Genomic DNA, 17,795 nt, shown 5'->3' on the forward strand with positions numbered 1-17,795 from the left:
CGCGTACGGTGCCCGCCCCCGCGCCGACCCCGTCCGCACCGCCATGGCGGGCACCGTACGCGGCGGCGGAGGATGATCGACCACATGCGTACCGACCTGGACCCCGACGAGCTGGGCGCCGGCTCGTTCTACAAGCTGCTGACCTCGGTGGTGGTCCCCCGCCCGATCGCCTGGGTCTCCACCCGCTCGGCGTCCGGGGTCGACAACCTGGCCCCGCACTCGTTCTTCACCGTCTCCTGCGTCGACCCGCCGATGGTCCAGTTCACCTCGGTCGGCACCAAGGACTCGCTGCGCAACGTGCGCGAGACCGGTGAGTTCGTGGTGAACCTGGCAGGCGAGCCGATGTTCGAGCAGATCAACGCGACCGGTACGAACTTCCCCGCCGAGATCAGCGAGTTCTCCGCGGTGGGGCTGACGACCGAACCGAGCCGCACCGTCGCGCCGTTGCGGGTCGCGGAGTCGCCGGTGGCGCTGGAGTGCCGGCTCGAGCGCGACATCGAGCTCGGCGACTCGACGGTGGTGATCGGCCGGGTGCTGCACGCGGCGATCGACTCCGACGTGTTCGTCACCGACGAACGCGGCAACAGCCTGCCCGCGATCGACCGGCTCCGCCCACTCGCCCGGCTGGGCCGCAACGAGTGGTCGACGATCGGCAAGGTCCTGGAGATCACCCGCATTCCGCACGAGCAGTGGCCGGGGCACTACACCCCGCCCACGGGCTGACGCTCCCGCCCCGGTCGGGCAGGGCGGAACTCCGACGCCGGCACCGGCGCCGAAGGCGGCAACGTCGCCGTTACCTGACCGTAAGACTTTGTTCCACCTGCACAAATGGACGATCATCTTCCGTCACTCCGACCATAGGTCACCCGGTCGAGCGAACATAGTATTCCGCCCACATCCGAGGCTCGAACGCCTGGCGAGGGAGAAATACTGATGCGCATCCGACGGCGGCATACTGCTATTCGCGCACTATCGGTCGGGGTCGGAATTGCGCTCGCAGCAGGGTGCAGCGCTGCCGCTCAATCGGGTACCGGATCGAACTCCGGCCCGATCGTCATCGGGCACACCGCGGGGATGACCGGATTCATGTCGGTCTTCGATCTGCCTGTTGAGCAGGGCATGAAGATGGCGATCGAGGACATCAACGCCAAGGGCGGTGTCCTCGGCCGCCAACTCGAGCTGATCACGACGAACAACGAGTCGGATCCGACGAAGATCCAATCGGCGGCTCAGGAAGTGATCGAGAAGGGCGCGCAGTTCGTCGTGCCGTCGTGTGACTACGACATCGGGGGCCCGGCGGCACGCACCGCGAACGACCAGAACATCATCGCGATCGGCTGCGCCGGTGGGCCCCTGTTCGGCTACGACGGCACGGGCCCGATGACCTACAACCTGCACCAGGCCTCCCCCGCCGAGGGGTCGACGATGGCGCAGTGGGCATTCTCCAAGGGCTATCGGAAGCCCTTCGTCATCACCGACACCGGCCTCGAGTACAGCCAGGTGGACGGCCAGTACTTCACCAAGAAGTGGCGGGAGCTGGGCGGCGGGACCGCCGGGGAAGACACTTATCAGAACGGCGACCAGTCGGCTGCCTCGCAGATCGCGGACATTCAGAAGTCAGGCGCCGACCTCGTCGTCATCGCCAGCTATCCACCGGGTGGCGCGACCCTGATCCGGCAGATCCGGGCGGCCGGGATCACCCTGCCGATGGTCGGTACCCAGGCATTCGACGGAACCTACTGGCTCGACGCCGTCCCGGACCTCAGCAATTTCTACGTCCCGGTCACCGCCTCGATGTACGGCGATGACCCGATCACCGCACGCAATGAGTTCTTCCAGCGCGTCCAGCAGGAGACCGGTAAGCCCGCGGCCAGCGCGTTCTACCCGCTGACGGGTTACTCCAGCGTGCAGGCGCTCGCGAGGGCGATCGAGCGGGCCGGCACGACCGACAGCAAGGCCGTCGCGGCGAAACTCGACACGTTCACCGACGAGGACCTGCTTCTCGGGCCGACCACCTACACCCCGACATGCCACATCCCCTCCTTCCGGCCACAGCTGGTCATCCAGTACACCGCAGGCAAGCCCGCGGTGGTCCAGAAGGACGTACGGCTGACCGATGTGCCCGGTGGCGCGCCGTGCTGACGGCGACGGGCATCTCCGTGCAGTTCGCCGGACTGCAGGCGCTCGACGATGTGGACCTGCAACTGCACCGCGGGGAGATCCTCGGTCTCATCGGGCCGAACGGGGCCGGGAAATCCACGCTGGTCAACGCGCTGACCGGATTCCAGCGGTGCACCGGGCGCCTGCTCGTCGACGGCGTCGACATGACGGGGTGGTCGCCCGTTCGGCGCAGCCGCAACGGCGTTCGCCGGACCTTCCAGAACGTACGGCTGTTCCCGGAGATGAGCGTCTACGAGAACGTCGAGGTCGTCGGGCTGGGTCTCGGCATCGGCCAGCGGAAGGTCCGGGGGATGGTCGAGGACGTCCTCGACTGGTTCGGGATGTCGCAGCTGTCCGCGATGCGCGCCGGGTCGCTGCCCTACGGCACCGAACGACGGCTGGGCATCGCCCGGATCCTGGTCACGGGTGCCCGTTACGTGCTCCTCGACGAACCGGCGGCCGGGTTGAACGAGGACGAGAGCGACGGGCTGTTGGAACTGCTCGCCGGACTGCCGGAGAGGTTCTCCTGTGGCCTCATGGTCATCGAGCACGACCTGCGACTGATCATGCGACTGTGTCACCGGTTGCAGGTGATCGACCACGGCCTGCTCCTCGCCGTGGGTGACCCGGCCAGTGTGCGCCGCGATCCCGCGGTGATCGAGGCGTATCTGGGGCGCGACCGGGCGGACCGGGAGGTGCTCGATGTTGCAGATCGCTGACCTCAGCGTCCGCTACGGGGGGATCACGGCCGTGCAGGCGCTGTCGGTGTCGGTCGCCGAGGGCGAGCTCGTGGCGCTGGTGGGGCCCAACGGCGCCGGGAAGTCCTCCACCCTCGCCGCCGTCAGCGGGCTCGTCGCACCGGCGGCCGGCCGGATCCTGTTCGACGGTGAGTCCCTCGTCGGCCTCCGGCCGGAGGAGGCGGTCCGCCGGGGCGTTGCGCTCGTCCCAGAGGGGCGCAACATCTTCGTGTCCCTGACCGTGGCGGAGAACCTGGCACTGGGGGCGACGATCCGCCGGGACCGGCGCGCGGTCCGCCACGACGTGGAGCGGGAGCTGAACCGCTTCCCGATCCTGCGCGAGCGCTACGGCCAGCAGGCCGGATACCTCTCCGGCGGCGAGCAGCAGCAGCTGGCGATCGCGCGGGCGCTGCTGAGCCGACCGCGGCTGCTGCTGCTCGACGAGCCGTCGCTCGGCCTGGCCCCGCTGCTCGTCGACGCCGTGTTCGACACCATCGCCGAGCTGCGCGGCAGCGGCATGACCGTGCTGCTCGTCGAACAGAACGCGACGCGTGCAGTGGCGCTGGCCGACCGGTCCCACGTGCTGCGCTCGGGCCGGGCGGTCAGATCGGGCACGGCCGAGGATCTCGGCGGAGCAGCCGCACTGGCCAGCGAGTACCTGGGCGCAACCGTCGAGGAGCTGTCGAGGTGAGCTCGCTGATCCAGTACTCGATCGACGCGCTGAACCTGGGGTGCCTGTACGCGTTGTACGCACTCGGCGTCGCGATGGTGTTCGGCATCCTTCGACTGGTCAACTTCGCGCACTCGAGCCTGATCATGATCGGCGGGTACGCGCTGGTCCTGACGGCCGGCCTGCCGCTCCCGTTGCGGGCGCTCATCACGGTCGCGGCCTGCGTGGCCGCCGCGGTCCTGGTCGAGCTGGTCGCGTTCCGTGCGATCCGCGGGGCCGACCCGGCGACGCTGCTGGTGACGTCGTTCGCCGTCACGATCACGCTGTCCAGCCTCGCCGAGGCCGTCTTCGGCACCCTGCCCGCCGCCGCCGACGTCCATCCCGCGCTGCGCGAGAGCTTCTCCTTCGGCACGGTCTACCTACCGAAGCTCGACATCGCCGTCGTGGTGGTCACCGTGCTGCTCGCCGGTGCGCTGTCGTTGTTCCTGACCAAGACGACGCTCGGCCTGCAGATGCGGGCGGCGGCCGCGGACGTGCGCACCGCCCGGCTGATGGGCGTCCGGACCAACCGGGTGATCAGCATGGCCTTCGCGATCAGTGGTGTGCTGGCGGCCGCGGCGGCGCTGTTCCTGCTGGCGGCCAGCGGCACGGTCACGCCGGGCTTCGGCGTCGACGCCGTGCTCTTCGGCCTCATCGCGGCCGTGGTCGGCGGCCTGTCCAGCCTGCGCGGGGCCGCGATCGGCGGACTGGTCCTGGGCGTCGCCGGCCAGCTGCTGCAGTCGTTCCTGCCGCTCGAGGTCAAGCCGTTCCGCGACGCCATCCTGTTCGCCGCCGTCGCCGCGCTGTTGGTCCTGCGGCCGCAGGGACTGGTGGCCACGACCGAGGGGGTGCGGATTTGATCCGCCTGCTGCGCTGGATGTCCGTCCCGTTGGTGCTGGCGCTCGGCGTGGTGGCGCTCGCTCTCGGCGCGGCCCACGGCCCGGCGTCGCTGCAGCGGACCGTCGTCGTCGCCGTGATCAACATCGTGCTGGTCGTCGGCTTGTACGTCTTCGTGGGCAACTCGGGCGTGTACTCGTTCGGCCATCTCGGCTTCGCCGCGATCGGCGCCTATACAGCCGGGCTCCTGGTGATGCCGGTGGTCCGCAAGGCCCAGCTGTTGGCCGACGCGCCCGCGCTGGTGCGGACGCTGACGGCCGCGCCACCGGTGGCCGTGCTGGTCGGCGGGGTGCTCGCCGCCGCCGTCGCGGTGGTGCTGGCCGTGCCGCTGTCCCGGATCGACGGGCTGACCGCCGGCCTGGCGACGGTGTCCCTGCTGATCTCGGTGAGCGTCGTCGCGGCGAGCTGGGACAGTGTGACCAGAGGCCGCAAGGGCCTGTCGGCGATCCCGTCGAGCACGACCCTGCCCACAGCGCTGGCCTGGGCGAGCGTCGCCATCGTGGCGGCCTGGTGCTATCAGCGCTCGCCGTTCGGCAAGCGGCTGCGGGCGTCGAAGGACGACCCGGTCGCCGCGGCCTCGGCCGGCATCTCGGTACCGCTGCAGCGCGGGATCGCGTTCGTGATCAGTGCGTTCTTCACCGGCGTCGGCGGCGCGCTGTTCGCGCTCTTCCTCGGCTCTGTGACGCCGGACGTGTTCTACCTGAACTACACGTTCCTCGTTCTGACCATGCTGGTGATCGGCGGCGCGGACTCGCTCACCGGCGCCGTGCTCGGTGCGGTGGTCGTCTCCGTGTTGTCGGAGACCCTGCGCCGGGCCGAGGCCGGTGACGTGCTCGGCCTGGTCCAGATCACGCCCCGACCGGGCATGCAGAACGTGATCCTGGGCCTGCTGTTGGTGGCGATGCTGCTGCGTCGCCCGTCCGGGATCACCGGCGGGCGCGAGATCCGGCTGCCGCGCCGGCCCGGTCGGCGCCCGGCACGCGCGACGTCCCGGCCGACCGAGGTCACCTCCGGCGGCGAGGCGATCGGGGAGACGACCCCGTGACCACTCCTTGTGCCCGCCGCTACGAGCCGCCGACCGTCCTTCTGCGCCCACGCTCGTACAGCACCCGCGCCGCGACCGCGATCTGCTGCAGCGTGCACGGCCACCGCACACCCGAGCCGCTGACGTTGCGGCAGGCCGTGCAGCGGCCCAGCCGGTCCGGGATGTGCTCGGCGAGCAGCCGGCCCCAGACCTCGGGCATGTCGGCGAGCACGTCGGCCATCGGGCCGGCGCCCGCAGGCCCCGGGCCGGCGCCCGGCATGTGGAAGTCGGTCACAGTTCCTCCAACCTGCCCGCCGCTTCCGGGCAGTCCCTGTCCGCCGGCGCGCGCGGCGAACGGCATCGATTCAGCGACCGGCGCTCGTGCGCCCCGCTGCTGTGACCTCGGACCGTTCGTCGACGATCCGGTAGCGCCCGGGCCGGCATCGGGCCGGCCCGGGCGTCCCCGTCAGAGAGTGAACTCGCCGGCCGGGGTCGCGGCGCCGTCCGGGCCGTCCGCGCCGTGCAGCTCACCCTCGCGGCCGCGCAGCTCCACCCGGCGGATCTTGCCCGAGATGGTCTTGGGCAGTTCGGCGAACTCCAGACGGCGGATCCGCTTGTAGGGCGCGAGGTTGTCCCGCGCGAACTCCAGGATCGACCGGGCGGTGTCGGCGTCCGCCTCGTAGCCGGCGGCCAGCACCACGTAGGCCTTCGGGACGGCGAGGCGCACCGGGTCCGGCGACGGGACGACCGCCGCCTCGGCCACCGCCGGGTGCTCGATGAGCACGCTCTCCAGTTCGAACGGGGAGATCCGGTAGTCGCTGGCCTTGAACACGTCGTCGGCGCGGCCGACGTAGGTGATGTAGCCGTCCGCGTCCCGGGACCCGACGTCGCCGGTGTGGTAGTACCCGCCGGCCATGGCCTCGGCGTTGCGCTCGGGGTCCCCGGCATAGCCGACCATGAGGCCCATCGGGCGGCGGGCCAGGTCGAGGCAGATCTCGCCCTCCTCGGCCTTCTCCCCCGTCGCCGGGTCGATCAGCTCGACGTGGTAGCCCGGGATCGGGCGGCCCATCGAACCCGGCTTGATCGGCTGGCCGGGTGAGTTGCCGATCTGCACGCTCGACTCGGTCTGGCCGAACCCGTCCCGGATCCGGACACCCCAGGCCTTCTCGACCTGCTCGATCACCTCGGGGTTGAGTGGCTCGCCCGCACCGACGACCTTGCTCGGCGGGTTCGCCAGCCCGCTCAGTTCGGCCTGGATCAGCATCCGCCACACGGTCGGCGGGGCGCAGAAGCTGTCCACCCCGCAGCGGTCGATCACGCCGAGCAGGCTCTCGGCGTCGAAGCGGGCGTAGTTCATCACCAGCACGCAGGCCTCGGCGATCCACGGCGCGAACACGTTGCTCCACGCGTGCTTGGCCCAGCCCGGCGAGGAGATGTTCAGGTGCACGTCGCCCGGCTCGAGCCCGATCCAGTACATCGTGGACAGGTGGCCGACCGGATAGGACACATGGGTGTGCTCGACCAGCTTGGGCTTGGCCGTGGTGCCGGAGGTGAAGTACAGCAGCAACGTGTCGCTCGCCCTGGTCACGCCGTCCGGCGTGAAGACGGTGGAGGCGTCGTAGGCGTCGGTGTAGTCGTGCCAGCCCTCCGGTGCGCCGCGGACCGCGATCCGGGTGTAGTCGCCGGCGACGTCGTCGAACTTGCCGGCGTCGGCCGCGCCGGCGATGACGTGCTTCGCGTTGCCGCGGCCCACCCGGTCGCGCAGGTCGGCGGCGTTGAGCAGCGTGGTGGCCGGGATGACGACCGCGCCGAGCTTCATCGCCGCGAGCAGGGTCTCCCACAGCTCGAGCTGGTTGCCGAGCATGAGGATGATCCGGTCCCCGCGAGCGACCCCGCGAGCGCGCAGCCAGTTCGCGACCCGGTTGGAGCGCTCGGAGAGCTCGGCGAACGTCCAGTACGCCTCGGAGCCGTCGCTCTCGACGATCCACAGCGCGCGCCGGGCGCCGCGTTGCGGGTCGGCGGCGACGGCGTCGAAGTGGTCGAGGGCCCAGTTGAACTCGTCCAGTTCGGGCCAGCGGAAGTCGCGGTAGGCGGTGTCGTAGTCCTCGCGGTGCGCAAGCAGGAAGTCACGGGCCCGGTAGAAGGCCTGTGCCCCGGTGCTGCCGTCGTCGCTCATTGCCACCTCGCCAACCTTGTCGCCACTCTGCTGCGGGCACCCTAACGACGGCCGGTCCGCACACGGACGCGTGATGGCGGCCCGGCGCCGACCTTCACCGGGTCGGATCAGCCCACCTGGGTCGGGGCCGGTCGGCGAGCCCACCCGGACGTGCCGACGCGGACGACCCCACGCGGGTCCGGCGCGAACTACCCTGCCGCCGTGATCGCGCAGCAGCGGCCCCTGCACGTCGTGGCTCTCGTCCTGCTCACCGGCCTGTTGGCCGGCTGCGGGGGCGCCGACTCCCCCGGCAGCGCCCCGAGCGTCCCCGCGTCGCCGAGCGCCACCCCGAGCACCACCCCGAGCACCACGGTCTCCCCGGAGCCCACCACCACCGCGCCGCCGGTGACGACCGCACCGCACGGCTCCGGCGCCACGATCACTCCGCGGCACTCGGGGGGCTCGCCCGGCGGTACCGGTGGCGGCACCGAGACCCGGCCCGGCGCCGCGCTGCTGTGGCCGGTCACCGACCGCGCCAAGGTCGCGCCGCTGCAAGCCCAGGTGGACGGCGGGGCGCAGCCCTGGCTGCTCGACCCCGCCGAGGTGGCGGTGAACTTCGCCGCCGCGACGTACGACTGGCGCGCGCCGGAGGCCGGCCCGGTGAACGGGAACACTGTCGTCGTGACCGATGCCCAGGGCGGCCGCGCCACCGTGACCCTCACCCAGCCCGGCCGTACCGGCCCGACCGGGATCTGGGTGGTGACCGCTGCGCAGCGGTCCTGAGCTCCGCGCTGCAGGCGCCGGTACGACCCTCCGGGTGAACCCGCTGTCCACCGCTTGGACGTATGGAGTGCATCACCTGTTAGGGTGAACACGCGGCCGAAGTGCAGCGTTCCGGGACCCCGCGGCGATCTTCTCCATGACGCTGCACGAACACGGACAGCGCAGATGCCCAGGGGGCGACGATGACGACCAGCGACTCGGTCCAGCAGGACATGTTCACCGTGCTGCACGGGCAGCCCGCGCCGGTCGTGACCCGATGGACCTACAGCGCGACGGACCCGTTCGCCGTCACGCTCGCCGTCCGGACCAGGCACGATCGGTGGGTCGAGTGGCTGGTCGCCCGCGATCTGGTGGTCGAGGGACTGTCCGGGCCGGCCGGTTACGGCGACATCCGGATGAGCCCGCAGGTGGTCCAGGGCTACGACATCGTGGAGATCGAGATCCGCTCGACCGACGGCCGGGCCGTCCTCGAGGTCGACCGGGACCTGCTCCAGCACTTCATCGACTCGAGCATCGAGCTGGTCGCGCTGGGTGACGAGATCAGCCGGATGGACCTGGACGAGGAGATCGCAAAGATCACTCAGAGTTGCGCGGAGTGATGTCGGGCGGTAGCGCGGCGTAGAACTCCTCGGCCGCGATCCGCCTGCTCTCGTCCCGCTCGTTCCGGATCAGCGCTGCGGTGCCACCGGGATAGCCGGCCTTCGTCGCCCGGCCCTCGGTGGCCTCGTACATGAAGGCACACGCGTACATCAGACCCACCAGCCCGCCGCCCGCGATCGCCATCAGCGCGATCCACAGCGGCCCGGGAACGACCAGCACGATCACCACCGCAGCCGGAATCAGTTGCACGAGCAGCCGCACGAGATGGCGCAGTGGCCAGGTCCGGCAGGTGAGGTCGTGCAGCACCCAGCGCCGGTAGCGCAGTGGCAGTCCGCCACCCATCGCGTACCACAGCCAGCGGATCGGACCTGGCCGATAGACGACCATCCGCGGAGTCTAGTCGCGGTCGACCCACTCCCCCTTGACGATGTGTGATCCAGACCACTACCGTCCCGGCCCTAACAGTCGTTAGGGCCGCGACTGCCGTCATCACCTCACAGGGGAGGAACTCGCATGCAGGTCGGTGTACTGCTGGTCTTCCAGAACTGGCACGAGAACATGAGCGACGGCGAGATGTTCATGCAGGAGGCCGAGCTGGGCGTCCTCGCCGAGGAGTACGGCTTCGACTCGGTGTGGGCCGCCGAGCACCACTTCGACGACTACTCGATGTGCCCCGACAACCTGCAGCTGATGTCCTACCTCGCCGCCCGGACCAGCCGGATCAAGCTCGGTACCGGCGCGGTGATCCTGCCCTGGAACGACCCGCTGCGCGTCGTCGAGAAGGTCACCATGCTCGACCACCTCTCCCAGGGCCGCGTCATCCTCGGCATGGGCCGCGGTCTGGCGAAGATGGAGTACGAGGGCTTCCGCGAGGACATGAACCGGTCCCGGGAGAAGTTCGACGAGGCCGCCGAGATGATCATCCGCGGCCTGCGCAACGGCCACGTGGAGAACGACGGCCCGATCTACCGCCAGCCCAGGGTGGACGTGCGCCCCGGTCCGAACCCCGCCTACGACTGGAAGGACCGGATCTACGGCGTGGCGATGTCGCCGGACTCGGTCCCCGCGGTGGCCAGGCTGGGCGCCCGGATGATGACGTTCATGCAGTACCCGGCCGAGCTGCACGCCGAGTCGATCAACAAGTACCGCGAGGTCTACCGGGAGACCCACGGCACCGAGCCGGGCCCCGTGCTCACCCAGGACTTCGTGTACTGCCACGAGGACCCCGAGATCGCCGAACGGACGGCGCGGGAGTACCTGAGCCGGTACTTCCTGTCGGTCATCAAGCACTACGACTTCGCCGGCTCGCACTGGCGGCGGACGAAGGGCTACGAGGCCTACCAGGTCGGCGCGGACATGATCCGCGAGGCGGGCATGGAGGCCGCCGGCGCCGGTTACGCCGACACTCAGATCTGGGGCACCCCGGAACAGATCGTCGAGAAGTACCGGTACCGCCTCGAGGTACTGGGCGATCACCAGCCGAGCATCGCGCCGTCGTTCGCCGGGCTGCCGTTCGACAAGGTCCGGGCCAGTCTCCAGCTGTTCGGCGAGAAGGTCGTCCCCGAGCTGCACAAGTTGGGTGTGCAGGCAGGCGTTGCGGCCTGAGCCCGCCGACCGCGCGGGGCCGGGCGCCGGACACTGGGTAGCGTCCCTCGTGCGCGGTGAGTGGCGCGCCGGCACCACTCGCCGCTCACAGGTCGAAGGAAGGTGCGCCCGATGCACGAGCTACCGGCCCGCCGCGAGGACCCGACCCGGCCCGGCCCGGGTGGCCGCCGCGCCCAGCTGGCCACGGTGGCCGGCCGGTTGTTCCGCGAACGCGGCTACCACGCCGTCGGCATGCGGATGATCGCGGAGGCCGCCGACATCCGCGCGGCGTCGCTCTACCACCACTTCCGCTCCAAGGAGGAGTTGCTGCTGCAGGTGGTCTTCCGGGTCAACCGGGACCTCATCGCCGAGTACCTGCCGCTGCTGGAGGGGCCGGGCAGCTACGCCGACCGTCTCGGCGCCCTCGTGCGCGCACACATCCTGCACATCTGGAACGACCGCGACGCGTGGTGGCTGGCCACCCGGGAGCTGCGCGCGCTGTCCCCCGCCGCACTCGAGCAGGTGCAGGTCGACCGGCGCTACTACCAGCACCGGATCGCCGACTTCATCGCCGCGGGGGTGGCCGCGGGCGAGTTCGCCTGCGCCGATCCGCGGCTGACCACCCTCGCCGTCCTCGATATGATCAACGGCCTGAACGAGTGGTTCTCCCCGGACGGCCGCTACACGATCGACGAGCTGAGCGACCGGTACGTCGAGATGGTCGTCTCCGGGCTGGCCCAGGCGCACCGCAGCGCCCCGGCCGCGGCGGAGGCCCGTTGAGCGCCATCGGTCCCGAGCAGATCACCGCGGCGGCCCAGGAGTGGGCGCGGGCGGTGATCGACCCGGGCGCCACGGTCGGGGACGCCTGGCCGATGCCGGGCAACGCCGGTCTGAGCTTCGGCTGCGACGTACGGACGGCCACCGCGCCGGGCGGCGTGCTGCCGCTGGTGATCCGGCTGGCCCCGCCGGGGGTGCGCCGCCGCGGCAACACCGACGTGCTGCGCCAGGTTCCGCTGCTGCGGGCGCTGGGTGCGGGCGGGGTGCCCGTGGCCGCGGTCCGGTTCGCCACCGACGACCCGCGCTGGTTCGGCACCGACGCTCTGATCCAGGACCGGCTCGACGCGCTGCCGCTGCACATGACCGTGCCGGCGCTGAGCGTGGCACCGGACGATCGCGTCGACCCGCTCCCCTACCTCGGGCAGGCCGTCGATGCGCTCGCCGCCGTGCACGCGGTACCGGCGCCGGCCGGCTGGGAGCCACCGCGGGCGCTTCCCGACGAGATCGCGTTCTGGGCGCCGCTGCTCGACCGCGCCGACGACCCCGCCTGGAAGCGCGACGGCGAGGCCCTGCGCGACGCGCTGCTCGCCGCGCTGCCCGCAGACCCGGCCGTCGGGATCTTCCACGGCGACTACCACACCAACAACGTGCTCTACGACGCCGCGGGCACCCTCTCGGCGATCGTCGACTGGGAGATCGCCGGCGTCGGTGCCCAGTTGCTCGACCTGGGCTGGCTCGTCACCTTCACCGACCCCGGCAGCTGGGATCCGACCCACGCCGGGCACATGCGCGTCGTCGCCGACCCGGCGTGGTTGCGCGAACGCTACGAGCAGGCGTCCGGACGCTCCACCGACCGGTTCGGCTTTTTCCGGGCGCTCGCCTGCTACCGCTTCGGCGCGATCTCGGTGCTCAACGTGCGGCTGCACCGCAGCGGCAAGCGGATCGACGAGAGCTGGGAGCGGTTCGCCCTGTCGATCAGCGCGCTGTTCCGCAGCGGCCTGCGCTTCCTGGCCGAGGACGACGCGACCCGCTGACCGCCCGACCTCACGCCCCTTCGGGCCGGGCCACCATCTCGGTCGCCGCGTCGGCGATCGGCACCGCGGGTCGCCGCGGGGTGGCGACCGGCCGCCCGGCCGCGTCGGAGATCCGCAGCAGCAGCGCGACCAGCACGTAGTTGGCCAGCAGCGACGACCCCCCGTAGGACAGGAACGGGGTGGTCAGCCCGGTCTCCGGGATCAGGTTGGTGATCCCGCCGACGACGATGAACACCTGCAACCCGATCGTCGCGGCCAGCCCTGTCGCCAGCAGCGTCCCGAACGCGTCGCGGCACACCAGCGCGGTCTTCAGCCCCCGGATGATGAGCAGCAGGTAGAGCACGAGCACTGCGGTGAGCCCGAAGAGTCCCAGCTCCTCGCCGATCCCGGAGGCGATGAAGTCGGCGTTGGCGAGCGGGACCAGATCCGGGCGGCCCTCGCCGAGTCCGGTGCCGCCCATCCCGCCGGTGCCGAGGCCGAACAGCGACTGCGAGACCTGGTAGCCGGCGCTGAGGAAGTTCGCGCCCGGGTCCATCCAGACCTCCACGCGGGTCCGGACGTGGGCGAATGCGAAGTAGGACAGCACGGAGCCGCCGGCGAAGAACAGCAGGCCGATGATCACCCAGGACAGCCGCGAGGTGGCCGTGTAGACCATCGCCAGCACGACCCCGAAGATCAGCAGTGAGGCGCCGAGCTCGCGTTCGAGGCTCAGCACGCCGATCGCGAGACCCCAGGCGACCAACAGCGGCGCGAGGTCGCGCAGCCGTGGCAGATCCATGCCGAGGATGTGGCGGCCCGCGGTCTGGAACAGCTCGCGCTTGGAGACCAGGAACGCCGCCACGAAGACGATGATCATGATCTTGGCGAACTCGCCGGGCTGGATGGAGAACGGGCCCAGCCGCAGCCACAGCTTGGCCCCGTTGACCTGCGAGATGCTCGCCGGCAGGATGCCCGGCAGCACGAGCAGCACGAGGCCGCCGAGCCCGAGCGTGTAGGCGTATTTGGAGAGCGAACGGTGATCCCGGATCCGCCAGAGCGCGATCCCGAGCAGCACCACCGACACCGCCGTCCACGCCATCTGCTTGGGCGCGTCGGCGGACGGTATCGCCTTGCCGAGTTCGGTGGCGCGCACGACGCCGGCGAGGTCCAGCCGGTGGATCATCACCAGGCCCAGCCCGTTGAGCAGGGCCACGGCCGGCAGGATCAACGGGTCGGCGTACGGGGCGGTGCGCCGCACCACCACATGGGCCACCGCGAACAGGGCGAGGTATCCCAGGCCGAGGTAGCCGAGCTGCGGGGAGAGTTGCTGGTCCTGGTCGGCCTCGACGAGCACGAGCGCCGCCGTCACGAGTCCGGCGGCGAAGACCAGGAGCAGCAACTCCACCCCGCGCCGCGACGGCTGCGCGGGCCGTGGGGGCGCCTCGGGGGCGACTGCTGCCATGCCGTGACGGTACTGCGGCGCAGCCGCCCCCTGCCTCCGCCTCCCGGACGGAGCAGTCAGCGGCAGTCAGCTGACTCCGTTCGGCCCAGCGTCGGTACGGCCGGATGCCGGTGCGGCCGCCCCGGCGGCGTCCGGGGTGGCGTCGATGCGCTCGGCGCCGGTGCGGTGGTCGCGGTCCCAGCCGGCGATCGGGTCCCCGTCCGCGGCGGCGTCCCGGGCGGCGTCGCGCTCGGCCCGGTCGGCCCGAGGTCCGGTGTCGAGGCCGTCGGCGACCTCCGGGTCCTCCATCGGGGTGTCGTCGACGACCGGCTCGATGCCGGCTTCCACGTCGTGCACGGCAGCCTCCTCGGCCGATGCGGCGCCACCGTCGATCCCGACGTCGACCGCGCCGGTGTCCTCCCCCGGCTCCCCGGTCACGCCGGCGCCGGCCGCCGCCAGCCGGCCCGAGCGGGTGGTGTCCCCCGGCTCGGGGGTGTCCGGGCGCTCGCGGCGCAGCCGGTCGTCCAGGGACTGCCCGCGACGCTGCCCGGCCGCGGTCACCGCGTCGTCGTCGAGCCCGTAGGGGCGGTCCGGGGGCACGTAGCCGGCGTCGAGTGCGTCGGCGTCGGACGGGCCGGTCAGCGTCTCGTCGGTGTCCAGCTGCAGAGCCTCCGCCATGTCAGGGGCGTCGGGCCGGTCCTCGTGGTCACGCTGGGCCATCAGGTGTGATCCTCTCGATCATCGGGTGCACTTGGCCCGTACCCGCAGACCCCCGTGCGCACACCGGTCCGGGTGGTCGGTCGGCATTCGCCGCGTTCCGGGACATCAGCGGTCGCCCGGATGTGGTCTGATCGCGGCTGACCGCACGAGGAGGAGCCGATGACGTCATCCGCGCCGCAGCAGACCCGCAACGGCACGACACCGATCACCGTCGACCGCAGGCCGGAGGGGTTCGCCGTCGTCGAGTTGCACCGCCCGCCGCACAACTACTTCGACGTGCCACTCATCCGCGACCTCGCCGGCGCCTACGCCGAGCTGGACGCCGACCCGGACGTGCGCGCGATCGTGCTGTGCAGCGAGGGCCGCAACTTCTGCGCCGGGGCCAACTTCGGCGGCGACGGCGAGCGCACCGAGGAGATCTCCACCGACGTCGCGGGCTCGCTCTACGCCGAGGCCGTGCGGCTGTTCTCCGTGCAGACGCCGGTGGTCGCCGCGGTGCAGGGCATCGCGATCGGCGGCGGGTTCGGGCTCGCGGTGTCGGCGGACTTCCGGGTGGCCGGCCCGGGCAGCCGGTTCTGCGCGAACTTCTCCCGGCTCGGCCTGCACCAGGGCTTCGGACTGTCGGTCAGCCTGCCGCGGGTCGTCGGCCGCCAGCACGCGCTGGACATGCTCGTCACCGGCCGCCGGGTGGGCGGGGAGGAGGCCTTCCGGTTCGGGCTGGTGGACCGGCTCGTGCCGGACGGCGAGATCCGCTCGCGCGCGTGCGGGCTGGCCGCCGAGATCGCCGCCGCGGCGCCGCTGGCCGTGCGCAGCATCCGGGCGACGATGCGGGCCGGGCTGGCCGAGGAGGTCGCGGCGATCACCGACCACGAGGCGGCCGAGCAGCTGTGGCTGCGCGACACCGCCGACTTCGCCGAGGGGGTCGCGGCCTCGCTGGAACGCCGCGACCCGCACTTCACGGGAGGCTGAGCGATGGCCGCCGGCCACCACGACACGACCGCGCCCGGCCCGCCGGCCGGGGAGGGCGGCGGGGCCCGCGCGGGCCGCCCGGCGCGACCGCGGGACTCGGCCGCGACCAAGCGCGCGCTGCTGGAAGCGGCCCAGGAGCTGTTCGCCACGGTGGGCTACGACGCGACCACGGTGCGGGCGATCGCCGACCGCGCCGGGGTCAACCAGGCGCTGCTGTTCCGGCACTTCGGCAACAAGGAGGCGCTGTTCGCGGAGGCGGTCGCCGGGCAGGCGATGGAGCTGCTGAACTCCGGCCCGCGCGAGGAACTGCTGCGGCGCATCCTCGACTCGATGCTCTCCGAGGACACGTCCGGCGCCGAACTGTTCTTCTCGGTGCTGCGCTCGGCCGGGAACTCCGAGGCCGCTGCCACCGTCCGCGCCGAGCTCGGCGCGGGTTACGGCCGCGCGTTCGCCGCCATGGTCCCCACCGACGACCCCGCCGACGCGGCGCTGCGTGCCGACCTGCTGCTGGCCTGGCTGCTCGGGATCGGGCTGCTCCGCACGGTGCTGCGCACCCAGCCGATGGCCGACGCCGATTCCGAGGCCATCAGCCGGCACGTACAGCGTGCAGCGGCGACGCTGCTGGGGCCGGCATCGCCGGACTGACGCCGATCGCCACCGATTGACACCGGGAGCCGCCGGTTCCTACCGTCGCTTGTAAGCATGCGCTTACGATTCGGACGGATCGGGGGATCCGATGACAATCAGGCCCGTGGCCGACACACCGGACATCTCGGCGGCCGGGGACTGCCCCGCCGCCCGGGACTATCCCTTCGGCGTCCCCGACCGGCTCGAGCTCGACGTGATCTACCGCGACCTGCGCCGCGACGAACCCGTGTCCCGGGTTCGGCTGCCGTACGGCGGCGAGGCCTGGCTGGCCGTGCGCTACGACGACGTGCGCACCGTGCTGGCCGACCCGCGCTTCAGCCGGGCCGCCGTCGTCGGTGCCGACGTGCCGCGGCAGCGGCCGGAGATCGACAACGAGGCCAGTTCCATTCTCAACATGGACCCGCCGGAGCACACCCGGCTGCGCCGCCTGGTGGCCAAGGCGTTCACCGCACGCCGGGTCGAGCAGTTGCGTCCGCGCGCCGAGGAGCTGACCGCGCACCTGCTGGACGGGATGCGCGCCGCCGGCTCCCCCGCCGACCTCATGGAGCACCTCGCGGTGCCGCTACCGGTGACGATCATCTGCGAGCTGCTGGGGGTGCCGCCCGGGGACCGCAGCGTGTTCCGCGCCGGGGCCGACGCGGCGTTGTCCACGTCGTCGCTCACCCCGGGCGAACGCCGGCGCGCCCGCGACGACATGATCGCCTACATGGCGGAACTGATCGCCCGCCGCCGCACGGAACCGACCGACGACCTGCTCGGCGCGCTCGTGGTGGCCCGCGACGAGCACGACCGGCTCAGCGAGGACGAGCTGATCGGGCTCGGCATCGGGGTCCTCATCGCCGGGCACGAGACCACGATGAACCAGATCGGCAACTTCACCTACCAGCTGCTCACCCGGCCCGGCGCCGCCGACGCGCTGCGCGCCGACCCGGCCGCCGTGGCCCCGGCCGTCGAGGAGCTGTTGCGGTTCACCCCGCTCGGAGCCGGCGCGGGCTTCCCCCGGATCGCCACCGAGGACCTCGAGCTGGGCGGGGTCACGATCTGCAAGGGCGACGCCGTGCTGGTCGCCGTGCACAGCGCCAACCGCGACCCCGCCGTGTTCTCCGACGGCGACGAACTCGTGCTGGACCGGTCGGCCAACCCGCACGTGGGCTTCGGCCACGGCCCGCACCACTGCCTGGGCGCGCAGCTGGCCCGGATGGAACTGCAGGTGGCGATGGGCGCGCTGCTGCGCGGCTTCCCCGACCTGGGGCTCGCCGTGCCGGCCGAGGACATCGAGTGGAAGACCGGCGCGCTGGTCCGCGGCCCGAAGACGCTGCCGGTGAGCTGGGGCGACGGCGCCTGACCCGGCGCCACGCCGGTGAGCCGCTCGCGCAACGCCCACAGCGCCTCCTGCTCGGCGGCGCTCGGCGTTACGGACGCGCGCCGGCGCACGCCGCCCGGTCAGGCCCCGCTCACGGCATCGCGTAGCCGCCGTTGACCGAGACCACCTGACCGGTGGTCCAGGACGACAGCGGAGACGCCAACAGCAGCACCATCGGGGTGATGTCATCCGGATGCCCGAGCCGGCGCAGCGGA

Annotated in this window: 20 protein-coding genes; 14 read left to right on the top strand and 6 right to left on the bottom strand. The window is 71.8% G+C overall.

Annotated elements, in window-relative coordinates:
* Positions 1–84 precede the first annotated feature (84 nt).
* The 6 genes from HF526_RS31755 (at position 85) to HF526_RS31780 (ending at position 5,548) form a co-directional block, all read left to right on the top strand.
* Positions 85–723 carry a flavin reductase family protein gene (locus HF526_RS31755; RefSeq protein ID WP_169385350.1) on the top strand — a complete coding sequence of 213 codons (639 nt, stop codon included), beginning with the start codon at positions 85–87 and terminating at the stop codon, positions 721–723.
* A 210-nt stretch (positions 724–933) separates the two neighbouring features.
* Positions 934–2,142, top strand: a complete 1,209-nt coding sequence (locus HF526_RS31760) for an ABC transporter substrate-binding protein (protein ID WP_169385351.1) — start codon at positions 934–936, stop codon at positions 2,140–2,142.
* Positions 2,136–2,879 carry an ABC transporter ATP-binding protein gene (locus HF526_RS31765; protein ID WP_211178107.1) on the top strand — a complete coding sequence of 248 codons (744 nt, stop codon included), beginning with the start codon at positions 2,136–2,138 and terminating at the stop codon, positions 2,877–2,879. Before HF526_RS31760 ends, HF526_RS31765 begins: the two co-directional genes overlap by 7 nt.
* Positions 2,863–3,588 (top strand): ABC transporter ATP-binding protein, encoded by a 726-nt coding sequence (locus HF526_RS31770; protein WP_169385353.1) that lies wholly within the window; start codon positions 2,863–2,865, stop codon positions 3,586–3,588. The genes HF526_RS31765 and HF526_RS31770 overlap by 17 nt, the downstream gene beginning before the upstream one ends.
* Entirely contained in the window at positions 3,585–4,466 is an 882-nt protein-coding gene (locus HF526_RS31775) for an ABC transporter permease subunit (RefSeq protein ID WP_169385354.1), read from the top strand. Before HF526_RS31770 ends, HF526_RS31775 begins: the two co-directional genes overlap by 4 nt.
* Before the next feature lie 17 nt (positions 4,467–4,483).
* Positions 4,484–5,548, top strand: coding sequence for a branched-chain amino acid ABC transporter permease (locus tag HF526_RS31780; protein WP_169385355.1), 1,065 nt, complete (start codon positions 4,484–4,486; stop codon positions 5,546–5,548).
* 19 nt (positions 5,549–5,567) lie between these two features.
* Here HF526_RS31780 and HF526_RS31785 read toward each other — a convergent pair whose 3' ends face one another.
* Together HF526_RS31785 and HF526_RS31790 are read right to left on the bottom strand one after the other, a co-directional pair.
* Positions 5,568–5,822 carry a hypothetical protein gene (locus tag HF526_RS31785; protein ID WP_169385356.1) on the bottom strand — a complete coding sequence of 85 codons (255 nt, stop codon included), beginning with the start codon at positions 5,820–5,822 and terminating at the stop codon, positions 5,568–5,570.
* A 171-nt stretch (positions 5,823–5,993) separates the two neighbouring features.
* Positions 5,994–7,703, bottom strand: a complete 1,710-nt coding sequence (locus HF526_RS31790; RefSeq protein WP_169385368.1) for an AMP-binding protein — start codon at positions 7,701–7,703, stop codon at positions 5,994–5,996.
* A 201-nt stretch (positions 7,704–7,904) separates the two neighbouring features.
* Here HF526_RS31790 and HF526_RS31795 point away from each other — a divergent pair, with 201 nt between their 5' ends.
* Both HF526_RS31795 and HF526_RS31800 read left to right on the top strand, forming a co-directional pair.
* Positions 7,905–8,465, top strand: a complete 561-nt coding sequence (locus HF526_RS31795; protein ID WP_169385357.1) for a hypothetical protein — start codon at positions 7,905–7,907, stop codon at positions 8,463–8,465.
* A 182-nt stretch (positions 8,466–8,647) separates the two neighbouring features.
* On the top strand, positions 8,648–9,064 hold the full coding sequence (locus tag HF526_RS31800; RefSeq protein WP_169385358.1) for an SsgA family sporulation/cell division regulator: 417 nt from the start codon (positions 8,648–8,650) through the stop codon (positions 9,062–9,064).
* On the opposite strand, the gene HF526_RS31805 is transcribed toward HF526_RS31800, so the two are convergent.
* A complete protein-coding gene (locus HF526_RS31805) occupies positions 9,042–9,452 on the bottom strand; it encodes a DUF5313 family protein (RefSeq protein WP_169385359.1) in 411 nt (136 codons plus the stop codon). The two genes, HF526_RS31800 and HF526_RS31805, sit on opposite strands and share 23 nt — an antisense overlap.
* Before the next feature lie 126 nt (positions 9,453–9,578).
* Here HF526_RS31805 and HF526_RS31810 point away from each other — a divergent pair, with 126 nt between their 5' ends.
* From HF526_RS31810 to HF526_RS31820, 3 genes are all read left to right on the top strand, one after another.
* Positions 9,579–10,670 (top strand): LLM class flavin-dependent oxidoreductase, encoded by a 1,092-nt coding sequence (locus HF526_RS31810; protein WP_169385360.1) that lies wholly within the window; start codon positions 9,579–9,581, stop codon positions 10,668–10,670.
* 111 nt (positions 10,671–10,781) lie between these two features.
* On the top strand, positions 10,782–11,429 hold the full coding sequence (locus tag HF526_RS31815) for a TetR/AcrR family transcriptional regulator (protein ID WP_169385361.1): 648 nt from the start codon (positions 10,782–10,784) through the stop codon (positions 11,427–11,429).
* Positions 11,426–12,460: a phosphotransferase gene (locus tag HF526_RS31820; RefSeq protein ID WP_169385362.1), complete on the top strand. Its 1,035-nt coding sequence runs from the start codon at positions 11,426–11,428 to the stop codon at positions 12,458–12,460. The genes HF526_RS31815 and HF526_RS31820 overlap by 4 nt, the downstream gene beginning before the upstream one ends.
* A gap of 10 nt (positions 12,461–12,470) precedes the next feature.
* Here the strand turns inward: HF526_RS31820 and HF526_RS31825 are convergent, their stop codons facing one another.
* On the bottom strand, positions 12,471–13,901 hold the full coding sequence (locus HF526_RS31825) for an FtsW/RodA/SpoVE family cell cycle protein (protein ID WP_169385363.1): 1,431 nt from the start codon (positions 13,899–13,901) through the stop codon (positions 12,471–12,473).
* 66 nt (positions 13,902–13,967) lie between these two features.
* Positions 13,968–14,600, bottom strand: coding sequence for a DUF5709 domain-containing protein (locus tag HF526_RS31830; protein ID WP_169385364.1), 633 nt, complete (start codon positions 14,598–14,600; stop codon positions 13,968–13,970).
* A gap of 159 nt (positions 14,601–14,759) precedes the next feature.
* Between HF526_RS31830 and HF526_RS31835 the strand changes: the two genes are divergently transcribed.
* The 3 genes from HF526_RS31835 (at position 14,760) to HF526_RS31845 (ending at position 17,562) form a co-directional block, all read left to right on the top strand.
* The gene (locus tag HF526_RS31835) at positions 14,760–15,569 is read left to right on the top strand and encodes an enoyl-CoA hydratase/isomerase family protein (protein ID WP_169385365.1); all 810 of its coding nucleotides are present in this window, start codon (positions 14,760–14,762) and stop codon (positions 15,567–15,569) included.
* 3 nt (positions 15,570–15,572) lie between these two features.
* Positions 15,573–16,214: a TetR/AcrR family transcriptional regulator gene (locus HF526_RS31840; RefSeq protein ID WP_169385366.1), complete on the top strand. Its 642-nt coding sequence runs from the start codon at positions 15,573–15,575 to the stop codon at positions 16,212–16,214.
* A 106-nt stretch (positions 16,215–16,320) separates the two neighbouring features.
* Positions 16,321–17,562: a cytochrome P450 gene (locus tag HF526_RS31845; RefSeq protein WP_338051892.1), complete on the top strand. Its 1,242-nt coding sequence runs from the start codon at positions 16,321–16,323 to the stop codon at positions 17,560–17,562.
* A 109-nt stretch (positions 17,563–17,671) separates the two neighbouring features.
* Here the strand turns inward: HF526_RS31845 and HF526_RS36650 are convergent, their stop codons facing one another.
* Complete coding sequence (locus HF526_RS36650; protein ID WP_275403969.1) at positions 17,672–17,791, bottom strand: SDR family oxidoreductase; 120 nt, start codon at positions 17,789–17,791, stop codon at positions 17,672–17,674.
* Between the last annotated feature and the right edge of the window lie 4 nt (positions 17,792–17,795).

The organism is Pseudonocardia acidicola (genome assembly GCF_012911935.1).
Classification (GTDB): Bacteria; Actinomycetota; Actinomycetes; order Mycobacteriales; family Pseudonocardiaceae; genus Pseudonocardia; species Pseudonocardia acidicola.

Bases quoted from the DNA above. Each gene is read 5' to 3' on its own strand.
- HF526_RS31780 (WP_169385355.1), top strand. From the start codon at position 4,484: ATGTCCGTCCCGTTGGTGCTGGCGCTCGGCGTGGTGGCGCTCGCTCTC.
- HF526_RS31770 (WP_169385353.1), top strand. From the start codon at position 2,863: ATGTTGCAGATCGCTGACCTCAGCGTCCGCTACGGGGGGATCACGGCC.
- HF526_RS31815 (WP_169385361.1), top strand. From the start codon at position 10,782: ATGCACGAGCTACCGGCCCGCCGCGAGGACCCGACCCGGCCCGGCCCG.
- HF526_RS31830 (WP_169385364.1), bottom strand. From the start codon at position 14,600: ATGGCCCAGCGTGACCACGAGGACCGGCCCGACGCCCCTGACATGGCG.
- HF526_RS31790 (WP_169385368.1), bottom strand. From the start codon at position 7,703: ATGAGCGACGACGGCAGCACCGGGGCACAGGCCTTCTACCGGGCCCGT.
- HF526_RS31800 (WP_169385358.1), top strand. From the start codon at position 8,648: ATGACGACCAGCGACTCGGTCCAGCAGGACATGTTCACCGTGCTGCAC.
- HF526_RS31755 (WP_169385350.1), top strand. From the start codon at position 85: ATGCGTACCGACCTGGACCCCGACGAGCTGGGCGCCGGCTCGTTCTAC.
- HF526_RS31810 (WP_169385360.1), top strand. From the start codon at position 9,579: ATGCAGGTCGGTGTACTGCTGGTCTTCCAGAACTGGCACGAGAACATG.
- HF526_RS31840 (WP_169385366.1), top strand. From the start codon at position 15,573: ATGGCCGCCGGCCACCACGACACGACCGCGCCCGGCCCGCCGGCCGGG.
- HF526_RS31805 (WP_169385359.1), bottom strand. From the start codon at position 9,452: ATGGTCGTCTATCGGCCAGGTCCGATCCGCTGGCTGTGGTACGCGATG.
- HF526_RS31825 (WP_169385363.1), bottom strand. From the start codon at position 13,901: ATGGCAGCAGTCGCCCCCGAGGCGCCCCCACGGCCCGCGCAGCCGTCG.
- HF526_RS31835 (WP_169385365.1), top strand. From the start codon at position 14,760: ATGACGTCATCCGCGCCGCAGCAGACCCGCAACGGCACGACACCGATC.
- HF526_RS31760 (WP_169385351.1), top strand. From the start codon at position 934: ATGCGCATCCGACGGCGGCATACTGCTATTCGCGCACTATCGGTCGGG.